Source organism: Algibacter sp. L1A34 (genome assembly GCF_009796805.1).
Taxonomy (GTDB): Bacteria; Bacteroidota; Bacteroidia; order Flavobacteriales; family Flavobacteriaceae; genus Algibacter.
In genome coordinates this window covers 2062111-2076066 of record NZ_CP047029.1, presented here as the reverse complement: position 1 = coordinate 2076066, position 13956 = coordinate 2062111, and the positions used below count along the sequence as shown (strand labels likewise).

At 36.4% G+C, this 13956-nt stretch carries 1 protein-coding gene; it reads right to left on the bottom strand.

The annotated features are described in order from the left end of the window. Positions 1 to 40 precede the first annotated feature (40 nt). On the bottom strand, positions 41 to 13546 hold the full coding sequence (locus GQR97_RS08930; protein WP_158847571.1) for a PKD domain-containing protein: 13506 nt from the start codon (positions 13544 to 13546) through the stop codon (positions 41 to 43). Positions 13547 to 13956: the final 410 nt, after the last annotated feature.

Here is a 13956-nt window from a genome sequence, read left to right as displayed (position 1 = left end):
TTTTATATTTTAGGTATAACCCTGTTTTCTAAATCTATTTTTATCTCACTAAATATAACCAACCCGATCTTGGTTCTGAACCATCACCTAGATCTAAAATATAGTAATACGTTCCTACTGGTAATTTCTCGTTCTTATTAACTACAGCTCTTCCGTTAGATATACCATCAAAAGTATTATCATAACCTTCTTTTACATAAACTACATTACCCCATCTATTATATATTTCAAGCTTATTTTCAGGATAATTATTAATACAATCAATGTAGAAGAATTCGTTTTTACCATTTCCGTTAGGAGAAAATTCATTATAAATTTTCAAACATTGTGGAGCGATAGACGCATCAGCAGAATCATTGCTTTCATCTGAATCAATTTGATCTAAGAACTCAAGAGATGCTGTATTTACATAATCATTCACATCTAAGACCTTAACCGTTATTTCTAACGTTTCGGCAACTCCTGCTGCAACTAATGATACGTTCCATAATCCTGTTTCTTCATTGTAGATTCCGGATGAAGCTACATAATCTGTAAACTCGTAACCGCTTGGTAATACATCTATAATTTCTACAGAAGTAGCATCTATACTTCCTAAGTTACTAGCAGTAATAGTAAACACAACTGTTTCACCTATTGAAGGGTTTCCGTTATCAACTACTTTTGTTACCTCAATATCGGCAATTGGTGTATTTATAAATGTACTATCTTCATCATTTTCACTTTGATCACCATCATCATTATCCGGCTCACTGTTTGGATCAAATTGATTACTAGCAGTAATTTCAGCAATATTTAAATACTCACCAGCTTGTAATGTTGGCATATTAACAGTTCCATTATAAGTAATGGTTAAACCTGTTAAAGGCACATTTAAACCACTCCATGTAATCCTGTTACCTATCAATTCACCTCCATTACTTATGTTAGTAATATTGCTATAACCAATTGGCAAGATATCTTCTAAAGCAACTCCAGTTGCATCATCTACTCCTGCGTTATCAATTTGAAGTGTAAACGTTACGACTTCACCAACATTAGCATTCATGTTGTTTACAGATTTAGTTAAACTTAAATCGGCAGTTTCAGTCATTACTAATATACTATCTTCATCATCCTCACTTTGATCACCATCATCGTTATTTGGCGTACTACTTGGATCAATCACATCACTTGCTGTAATTTGAGAAACATTTAAGTATTCACCTGCAGTTCCACTTGGCTCATGAATTATAACATCAATCAGTAATGTTTGGGTACTTCCATTTTGAACTGTACCAACATTCCATAATCCTGTAATTTCATCATAAATACCAGAAGTTGCACTGAAACGAACAAAGTCGAAACCTTGTGGTAATAAGTCCATAACCTCTACTCCTGTTGCTGCATTTGGACCAGCATTGCTAACTGTAATTTGGAATGTAATTTCATCTCCAACATTCGGCATGATTTCATTATCAACCACTGTTTTCTCTAGAGATAAATCTGCCATTGCATCTAATGGAGTAATCAATACATTATCCTCATCATCTTCACTTTGGTCTCCATCATCATTATTTGGTGCAGAATCGTTATCTACAACATTAGAACCTGATATTTGAGCAACGTTTAAGTAATCGCCAGAACCATTAACTAATACATCTATCAATAATGTTTCTGTTGTTCCATTAATTACATTACCAACAGTCCAAACTCCTGTTGCTTCATTATAAGTTCCTGATGTTGAACTGAACAAAATATAATCGAAACCAGAAGGTAATAAATCGGTTACTTCTACTCCTGTTGCATCCTGCGGTCCATCATTAGTTACTGTTATTATAAATGTGATTTCAGATCCCACTAGAGGCATAGTATCTCCATCAACAACATCTTTAGTTAATGATAAATCTGCTATAGATATAACCGGAGTTACAAAGGCATTGTCTTCATCATCTTCACTTTGATCACCATCATCATTATTAGGTACTGAATCGGTATCTAAAATATCCGAAGCTGTTACTTGGGCAATGTTGATATAATCTCCCGTACCATTTACTAATACATCGATTAATAAAGTTTCAGACTCTCCACTTGCAATTCCTCCAACATTCCATAATCCTGTTGTTTCATTGTAAGCTCCAGATGTTGAACTGAATAATACAAAATCGTATCCTGATGGTAATAAATCTGTTATTTCAACTCCTGTTGCATTTTGTGGTCCATCATTACTTACTGTTATTTGGAATGTAATTTCAGAACCTACTAAAGGTGTTACATCTCCATCTACAACTGTTTTCACTAATGATAAATCTGAAACAGATTCTACTGGTGTCACTATTGCGTTATCTTCATCATCCTCACTTTGATCACCATCATCATTATTAGGAACAGAATCAATATCAAATACGTTAGAAGCTATTACTTCTGCAATGTTTAAATAATCTCCCGTACCATTTACTAATACATCAATTAATAAAGTTTCAGATTCACCAGATAACACGGTACCTAGCTCCCATAAACCTGTTGTTTCATTATATGTTCCTGAAGTAGAACTGTACAATACAAAATCGTATCCTGATGGTAATAAATCTGAAACCTGAACTCCAGATGCATCTTGAGGACCATCATTAAACACTCTAACTTCAAAAGTGATTTCTGAACCAACTAATGGCGTTATATCATTATCTACTACAATTTTAGTTAATGATAAATCTGCAACATCTACATAATCTATAGTTACTGTTGACGTATTAGACATATTTCCATCATTATCATCTACAGTATAACTAACTGGAGTAGGATCTTCAACAAAACCTGACTCTGGAGTAAAAGTTAACTCTTCCGTTAAATAATCGTATATCCATGTTCCTTCTCCTGGCACATCAAATCCAATTACATCACCGTCTGCATCTGTTACAATATTAGTTGCTCCTAAAGGTGTTACTAGATTAACCGTTTCTGGATCTAAATTCCCATCAGGATCATTATCATTATCTAAAATATCAACACTAACTACTGAACTTGTAGAATTATTTAAATCCTCATCATTTTCTGTAATTGGAAATTCAATATCATAATCAATAGCTATTGTAGCTGGTGAAACTGTTATTTCTCCCGTATCTACATCTGTTAAATTATATTGAATATCTGTTGGATCGTTTGTAAATCCTGCTTCTGGAGTAAAAGTAACATCTCCAGTTACTTCATCATAAATCCAAACCCCCTCTCCTGGCACTGTAAATCCAATAGTATTTCCATTTGTTCCTAGTATTGGATCTGTTGCTCCTACAGGAACAACCAAATCGAATATAATATCATCTGGATCTGGTGTACTACCATCAGATAATGTATCATCTGCTAACACATTTAATGTTACAGGGTTTCCTGTATTATTACCTGTACTAGAATCATCATTTGCGATTGGAGGAATGTTAGCATATTCAACAACTACTGTTGCAATATTACTTGTATTACCATCATTGTCATCAACAGTATATTCAATAGATGTTGGATCACCGGTAAAACCTATTTCAGGATCAAAACTTAAACTACCTGTATTATTATCATACAACCAAGCCCCTTCTCCTGGAACCGTAAACCCAATTACGTCTCCATCTAAATCTGTAATGATGTTAGTTGCACCAGCAGGTGTTACTAAATTCACACTTGTCGCATCAATATTTCCATCTGCATCTGTATCACCAACTAATATATCTTGTGATACTATTTCTCCAGGAGTATTTCCTGTGCTAGATTCATTATCTGCAACTGGTGGTATTTCATAAATCACAGTTATAGTAGCTGTATCAGATTGTCCTGTATCCGTATCAACTAATTCATAAGGTATTGGTGTAGGACTAACTTCATACCCTATTTCTGGAGTAAAAGTTACATCTCCTGTACTTGGATCATAAGACCAAATACCTTCTCCTGTTACATCAAGAGTTGTTTGAACACCTAGAGTACTAGGGTCTAAATCTACAGTAACATCACTTACATCTGGCGTAGTTCCATCAGACAGTAAATCGTTCGTTAAAACATTAATAACTGTTGGGTCTCCAATATCAGTTGCTATATTATTAATATCATCTTCAGCTACTGGTGGTGTTACAGCATATTCTATATTAATGTTTGCTGGATCTGTACTTTCATTTCCATCTTCATCAAATATAGTATACTCAATATCTGTTGGATCTCCTGTGAATCCATCTATTGGATCGAAACTAATCTCTCCTGTCGTTTCATCATAACTCCAAACTCCTTCGCCTGGTACTTCAAATCCTATAATATCACCATCTGTTGATGTTACAATATTAGTTGCTCCTACTGGTGCTGTTAAACTTACCGTAGTTGGATCTAAATTATTATCGCCATCCGTATCGTTATCTACAATATCAATGGTTACTGTACTTCCTGATGTATTTCCTGTACTACTATCATCTACTGCTACTGGTCGATCTTCGTAAGTAATCGTTACTGTTGCTGGTGTTGTACTTACTTCACCCGTATCTACATCTGTAATGTTATAAGTAATTGGTAATGGATCCCCTTCGAATGTTCCATTTGGTGTGAACTCTAAAACGCCTGTGGTTTCATTGTATAACCATGTCCCTTCAGTGGTTGTAAATCCAATCGTATTACCATTCGTTCCTGTTACTGGTGATGTTGCCCCTATTGGAGTATCTAAATCTAATGTAACATCTGATGGTGCTGGTGTGCTTCCATCGGATAATAAATCATCGGCTAAAACATCAATAGAAACTGCTGTTCCTAAGGCATTATCTAAATCTTCATTATCATTTGCTATTGGTGGTGTTACAGCATATTCTATATTAATGTTTGCTGGATCTGTACTTTCATTTCCATCTTCATCAAATATAGTATACTCAATATCTGTTGGATCTCCGGTGAATCCATCTATTGGATCGAAACTAATCTCTCCTGTCGTTTCATCATAACTCCAAACTCCTTCGCCTGGCACTTCAAATCCTATAATATCACCATCTGTTGATGTTACAATGTTGGTTGCTCCTACTGGTGCTGTTAAGCTTACCGTAGTTGGATCTAAATTATTATCGCCATCCGTATCGTTATCTACAATATCAATGGTTACTGTACTTCCTGATGTATTTCCTGTACTACTATCATCTACTGCTACTGGTCGATCTTCGTAAGTAATCGTTACTGTTGCTGGTGTTGTACTTACTTCACCCGTATCTACATCTGTAATGTTATAAGTAATTGGTAATGGGTCTCCTTCGAATGTTCCATTTGGTGTGAACTCTAAAACGCCTGTGGTTTCATTGTATAACCATGTCCCTTCAGTGGTTGTAAACCCTATTGGGTTTCCACTTGTCCCCGTTACCGGAGACGTTGCGCCTGCTGGTACAACTAATTCGAATGTTACATCTGTTGGTGATGGTGTGCTTCCATCGGATAATAAATCATCGGCTAAAACATCAATAGAAACTGCTGTTCCTAAGGCATTATCTAAATCTTCATTATCATTGGCTATTGGTGGTGTTACGGTGTATTCTATATTGATACTTGCTGGATCTGTACTTTCATTTCCATCTTCATCAAATATAGTATACTCAATATCTGTTGGATCTCCTGTGAATCCATCTATTGGATCGAAACTAATCTCTCCTGTCGTTTCATCATAACTCCAAACTCCTTCGCCTGGTACTTCAAATCCTATAATATCACCATCTGTTGATGTTACAATATTAGTTGCTCCTACTGGTGCTGTTAAACTTACCGTAGTTGGATCTAAATTATTATCGCCATCCGTATCGTTATCTACAATATCAATGGTTACTGTACTTCCTGATGTATTTCCTGTACTACTATCATCTACTGCTACTGGTCGATCTTCGTAAGTAATCGTTACTGTTGCTGGTGTTGTACTTACTTCACCCGTATCTACATCTGTAATATTATAATCTACTGGTAATGGATCACCTTCGAATGTTCCATTTGGTGTGAACTCTAAAACGCCTGTGGTTTCATTGTATAACCATGTCCCTTCAGTGGTTGTAAACCCTATTGGGTTTCCACTTGTCCCCGTTACCGGAGACGTTGCGCCTGCTGGTACAACTAATTCGAATGTTACATCTGTTGGTGATGGTGTGCTTCCATCGGATAATAAATCATCGGCTAAAACATCAATAGAAACTGCTGTTCCTAAGGCATTATCTAAATCTTCATTATCATTGGCTATTGGTGGTGTTACGGTGTATTCTATATTGATACTTGCTGGATCTGTACTTTCATTTCCATCTTCATCAAATATAGTATACTCAATATCTGTTGGATCTCCTGTGAATCCATCTATTGGATCGAAACTAATCTCTCCTGTCGTTTCATCATAACTCCAAACTCCTTCGCCTGGTACTTCAAATCCTATAATATCACCATCTGTTGATGTTACAATATTAGTTGCTCCTACTGGTGCTGTTAAACTTACCGTAGTTGGATCTAAATTATTATCGCCATCCGTATCGTTATCTACAATATCAATGGTTACTGTACTTCCTGATGTATTTCCTGTACTACTATCATCTACTGCTACTGGTCGATCTTCGTAAGTAATCGTTACTGTTGCTGGTGTTGTACTTACTTCACCCGTATCTACATCTGTAATATTATAATCTACTGGTAATGGATCACCTTCGAATGTTCCATTTGGTGTGAACTCTAAAACGCCTGTGGTTTCATTGTATAACCATGTCCCTTCAGTGGTTGTAAATCCAATCGTATTACCATTCGTTCCTGTTACTGGTGATGTAGCCCCTATTGGAGTATCTAAATCTAATGTAACATCTGATGGTGCTGGTGTGCTTCCGTCTGATAATAAATCATCGGCTAAAACATCAATAGAAACTGCTGTTCCTAAGACATTATCTAAATCTTCATTATCATTTGCTATTGGTGGTGTTACGGTGTATTCTATATTGATGCTTGCTGGATCTGTACTTTCATTTCCATCTTCATCAAATATAGTATACTCAATATCTGTTGGGTCTCCTGTGAATCCATCAATTGGATCGAAACTAATCTCTCCTGTCGTTTCATCATAACTCCAAACTCCTTCGCCTGGCACTTCAAATCCTATAATATCACCATCTGTTGATGTTACAATGTTGGTTGCTCCTACTGGTGCTGTTAAGCTTACCGTAGTTGGATCTAAATTATTATCGCCATCCGTATCGTTATCTACAATATCAATGGTTACTGTACTTCCTGATGTATTTCCTGTACTACTATCATCTACTGCTACTGGTCGATCTTCGTAAGTAATCGTTACTGTTGCTGGTGTTGTACTTACTTCACCCGTATCTACATCTGTAATGTTATAAGTAATTGGTAATGGATCCCCTTCGAATGTTCCATTTGGTGTGAACTCTAAAACGCCTGTGGTTTCATTGTATAACCATGTCCCTTCAGTGGTTGTAAATCCAATCGTATTACCATTCGTTCCTGTTACTGGTGATGTTGCCCCTATTGGAGTATCTAAATCTAATGTAACATCTGATGGTGCTGGTGTGCTTCCATCGGATAATAAATCATCGGCTAAAACATCAATAGAAACTGCTGTTCCTAAAGCATTATCTAAATCTTCATTATCATTGGCTATTGGAGCTACAACTGTATATTCTACTGTTATTGTAGCAACATTTGATGTATCGCCATCTTCATCATCAATAGTATATGAAATTGGATCAGGATCCCCAGTATAACCTGGAATTGGATTAAAACTCACTTCCCCTGTAACTTCATCGTAAAGCCAAACACCTTGTCCTTCTACGGTAAAGCCAATTAAATCACCATTTAAATCTGTAATAGGATCGATTATTGTAAGTCCCGGATTGGTAGGTACTATTAAGTTTACACTCATAGCATCTATTGTTCCATCAGAATCTGTATCTCCTGTTATTATATTCTGAATAACGGTTGCTCCTGAAGTATTCCCAGAACTTATTTCATTATCAGCAACTGGAGGAATATTTACTTCTATTGTAAATGTAGCATCATCTTGATCATCTTCAGTTAATACATCATTATCTGGAGTACTATTTGGATCGAATAAATCACTCGCTGTAATTTGAGCTACATTAGTATAGTCTCCTGAAGCATTAACAATCGCATCATAAGTAAGCGTTCTTGACAAGCCATTCCCTAAAGCTAAATCACTCCAAACAATAGACTTATTTCCGACGATATAAACACCAGAATCCGATATTGTTCCAGCAACTAAATCATATCCACTTGGTAATAAATCTTCAATATCAACTCCTGTAGCATCTCCACCACCTGCATTTTCTAATAAAATAGTAAATGTAACTGGATCTCCTACTGAACCAGAAAGAGGTGAAACTGATTTGGTAATTTGAAGATCGGCAGTTTCTAAATTAACTTCTGCATTATCTTCGTCATCTTCACTTTGATTTCCATCGTCATTGTTTGGTGTACTGTTAGGATCGTTTTGATCACTAGCAATTACTTGAGATGTATTTAAGTACTCATCCGTTGTTCCGGTTGGCGCATTAACTAAAGCTGTTATTTTTAAAACAGCATTAGTAGATGCCGCTATAGATGCTATAGTCCAAACTCCTGTACTAGAATTATAATTACCCGAAGCATCATCACTTTGATACGTGTAACCACTCGGTAATTGATCTAGAACCTCAACATTTGTAGCTGTATCTCCACCTCCATTTGTTACCGTAATCGTAAATTCTACCGGATCTCCTACACTAGCATCTGTTGGTGAAACCACTTTGCTCACAGATAAATCTGCAGACTGTATTGTTATTGTTTCTGTATCCTCATCATCATCATCACCATTTCCATTTCCATCTTCATCCACTGAAGCATCTGTTGTTGGATCACTATCTGGATCGAAATTATCACTCGCTATAATTTGTGCTGTATTCACATAAGGACCAGAAGCATTAACTGTAACATTAAAAGTTAGAGGTAATGTCGCTCCGTTTGCAATATCTAAATTAGACCATGTTATAGTTTGTGTTCCTAAATCGAAAGAACCACCATTGGAAACCGTTCCTGGTACTATAGAATAACCTAATGGTAAAATATCTTCAACACTAACACCTGTTGCATCAGAGTTTGCTCCACTAGTATCATTATTAAAAACAGAAACAGTAAACGTTATAATATCTCCTGCATTTACATTTGAAGTTGATACTGCTTTAGTTAGTTCTAAATCCGAAATTGGAGTAATAATAATAGTCACCTCATCTTCAGCGTGACTACATGTTCCGCTAACAATAGACCATCTAAAAACATAAGTTCCAACGGCTGTTCCTGCTACTAATGTATTCGCATCGTTTTCGTCTATAAAACTAACAGTAGAAGGACCTGAAACCTGAGTCCAAGTTCCTTCGCCAACACCTGCTGGCGTTGCCCCTAAAGTTACTGATGAAAATTCTGGTAAAGATTGATCTGGACCAGCATTAGCAGATATTGGATCTGAGTGTATAACAATTTCCATAGTATCAACAGAGGTACAACCTCCACCAACGGCGGTCCAAGTAAACTGATATGTCCCTGCAGATAATCCAAACACTAAACTATTTGGATTATTTTCTGCAGCAATTGTTGCCGGAGCTCCTCCTGTTTGTGTCCAAGTTCCTGTACCAACAGCTAAATCTGTAGCTGCAAGGAAAGCTTGAGAATTATCACAATACTCTTGATCTGGACCTGCAACTGCTTGAGAAGGCGGTGCTCCTGTATATGTTAAAGTAACGGTATCAGATTGTGGCCCACAATCCCCTGATGTAAATGGTCCACTTGTTACTGTCCATGTTAACACATAAACATCGTCAAGCCCATCACTACCAGCATCATCTGGAATGTTCGATAATGTTGTTTTAGGGTTATTAGGGCTATCTATCACTACTAAACCTCCCGATGGATCGTCTCCTGGGCTTGCAAAAGTCCAGACCCCAATCCCTACGGTTGGTGCTGTTGCATCTAACTGAGTATCTTGCTGACATGCAGGATTTTGATCTGCTCCAGCCTCTATTGGAGTTGGAGCTTCAAAAACTTCAATTCTAACAATATCTGCATTATCTGCACAAAACGTTGTAGCAAAATTTAATTCTACTATATAAAGACCAGGAACTGTTAACCCCGTAATATTTGTTGTTGTTGTATTATTTGGAGTATCAATAACAGCTACAGAACTACTAGGTTGTGATAAAAATCTCCACTGCGATGTTACATCTGAAGGTATTGCTAAATTACCCGCTGTTAAAGTTGCTGAAGGATTTGTAATACATACATCTTGATCCGCACCTGCATCTGCATCCTCACTTGGACCATCACTAACTGTTACTGTTACTTGAGATGAATTATTACATGATAACCCAGCACCTGTATAATCCGTAGTATAATCAAATACATAAACAAAACCTGGATCGACAGGAGCATTTGCGGTATTACTATTACTTGGTGATTGTGTTGGTGTATATAAAGCTATTTGTGCTGGAGTAGCTGCTATTCCATCTACAAAAACTAAACTCCATGTACCTGTTGTACCAGGAGTAGCCTCAAGAAAAGCACTGTTAACCATACAAAGGTCTTGGTCTGTTCCTGCCGTTGCAGGTCCATAAACATCAATTGTTATATCATCTGAAGAACTTGGACAAAATGTTGAGCTTCCAACAATTGTCCATCTAAACACATAAGAACCCGTGATTAGATTTGTTACACTTATTGAATTACTCCCTGGATTATCTATAGTAGGTGTATTTGGTCCTGAAACCACAGTCCAACTTCCGCTTTCAGAATTTGGATTACCCAAAGGTTCTGCAAAAATAGTTGTGTTTGTTGCCGCACAAATTATTTGAGTTGCATCTGGTATAACTGCTTCTGTTGGAGGAATACCTACTTCAATAGTAACTTGATCTGGTGTAGCAGAGGCTGTACAACCTCCAAAATCAATAACCCATTCAAAAACATAAGTTCCGTCTAATAAGTCTGAAAATGTTGCTTTAGGACTATTAATATCATCAACAGTATATCCACCTAATCCAGAAACTAAAGCCCATGTTCCTTGCCCTCCATCTGGCGCGGAGTCTGCATCCATAATAAAAGATAGAGAAGTACCTAAACATAATTCCAATTGGTCTGGACCAGCATATACAGTTGTGCTAGAATCTGCAACAACTACTAGCACCGTATCCGATGTTGAAAGACAAGCATTAGGTACTGGTGCTGTATAAGCGATTTCCCATTGAAATTCGTACTCACCATCTATCAAGCCTGTAACTTCAGAAGTTTCGCTATTTGGGGATGTAAAAGAAACTGCGCTTGGACCTGTAATCTGTGTCCAAGTTCCCATTTCATCAATATCGGGTGTATTTCCTGCTAAGTTCGCTATTGTTGTAACACCTTGCCCAAAGCAAAAATCTGCTCCTGCATCTGCAACTGTTGGCGATTCATCGCTAGTAGTTGTTATAGTTACAGTATCAGTTGCAGCTTCACCACAGTATGCGAATTCATTTAATAGAGACCATGTTAAAATATAATCTGTTGATGCTAATGAAAACCCTGTAGCTATAGTCTTTGGGTCGTTCTCATCTTCAAAAACAACATTAGGATCTGTAGATGACCATGTTCCTGTTTGACTCGCTAATGCTGGATCTGCATCTAATTGTACTGGCGCATTATAACAAACGGTTTGATCACCTCCAGCTTCAACCGGATCATTATCTATAGGCGATACAAAAACACTAGTGTCTGACACTGCTGGTGGCGTACAATTTGGTCCAGCGGTTACTGTATATCTAAATACATATTCTCCAGGAATAAGATTTAAAAGACCTGGTGTTTGAGCATAAATATCTGAAATATCTGCTGTACTTGGACCAGATATCTGAGACCAAACCGAAGTCTCTCCTACATTAATAGTACTACCTGCAAGCGTTCCATCTGTTTGCCCGCATGTAAATGTTTGAGGCGACCCTGCAGCAGCACCAGATATAGCTCTTGAAATAATTATATTTATGGCATCGTTAGCAACATCACAACCTTGTAAAAGGTTTCCACTTCTTCGCCTTCTAAAGTTTACCGTATATGTACCAGGAACATCAAAAGAAGTTATACCAGGAACACCAAAAACTTGTATAGTAGTTGTACCACTATCTTCACTTCCTAAATTTGTATAATTTGTTGGAAATGTTATCCCAGAAGCTCCTGGACCACTAACAATACTATATTCTGATACGTTTCCACTTGTAGAAGTATACGGAACAGATATTTCAGTCTCCCCACAATCCCCAACAATATCGTTTCCAGAATTCGCGCTTATACTAATAGTATCTACATTATATATAACTCTAACAAAATCTGTAGATGTACAACTAGTCACTGAGTTTGTAATAGTATAGCTAAATTGATAACTACCTGGAGATGTAAGTCCTGTAATTTGTGTTGTAGAGCTCGTAGGATCCACAATAGTTACAGTTCCTCCCGATGTTTTTTCCCACAATACAGTTTCATTTGTAAAGTCGGGTGAATTACCTACTAAAGTTGTTTCAGTAATTGATGCATCACAAAAACGTTGATCATCATTAGAAATAGTAGCTTGTGTAACATCTTGAGTCGCTTCCGGTACAGTTACTGTAACTGTATCACTGCCTGAAACACAAGGTCCAACAACATCCCATCTAAAAACATATACACCTTCTACTAAACCAGAAACACCTGTATTATTAGTATTTGGACTACTTATTGTAGGGTTTGAAGGCCCAGTAACAAATAACCAAGTACCTACTTGACCATTTATATTATTACCAGCAAAACTACCATCTAAATTAGTACTTTGGCTTACTGTATAACAATTAGATAATGTTTGATCTGCACCAGCATCAACTGGCTCTTCTCCTCCATAATTAGTTATTGTAATTTCATCATAAGACTCACAAGATTGTCCTGGAGCATAATCATCTCCCGAAATAGTCCATCTTAAAACCGTAGTTCCTGCGCTACCGTCAGCTAAAGAAATTGTAGATGTTGCTGAAGTAGGCTGATTAATAGTAACACCTGCACCATTACTTCCACTTACAGACCAAGCACCCATTTCTCCCGAATTAGTTGGAGCATTAGCATTTATAATTAACGCCCCCGAACTATCTGGACAAGAAGCCACATCTGAACCAGCATCTGCAACCGTAATAGATTCTACCGTAATAGAAACTGTTTGAGACGGTGTATCTCCATTAGGACAAACTGCAGAGAGCTGAAACTCATAAGTGTTTCCTCCTGAGAAACCCGTAATTATAGGATTATCTATTGAAGGGTCGCTTATTATTACTGAAGGCCCACCAATTTGCATCCATGTTGGCCCATCGGCATATGCATCTGGTGAGTTTCCATCTAACTGAAAAACATCATTAGCACAAATTGTTCGATCAACACCAGCATTTATGGTACATGATTGCGCGTGCAATGAGCTAATTCCTAAGAACAAAGTAAAAGCAAAAAAAATAAACAACTTTAAATTATTTATTTTCTTAAGTAGGTAAAAATTATCCATTTAAAAAGTATTATAATTATGTGTTAGTAATTGAAAAGAATAAAATAAATCTCTAATATTAATTAAGAGTGAAATTTTGTAGGATTTACATTAACAAATGTAAAAAAACAACTAAACTTTTAACGTTTTTTTAAGACAAATTTTATAATCAGTAATTATCTAAAATAAAAAAATCGCCAATTTTTTAACAAAAAAAAACAGATGAAATAAAAAAAATAGACAAAAAGCATGAATTACCGATAAAAAGAACTCGTCTACATAAAAAGAGAGTGAAAAATTACAAAAAAAGTAAGAAGAACAATTTAAAATTTGCAATTTACATTTATTCATCTCTCAAAAAAAAACATGAGATTAACACAAAAATCGTTTCATTTAAAAAAAAACATATCAAAAAAAAAACATAATACATT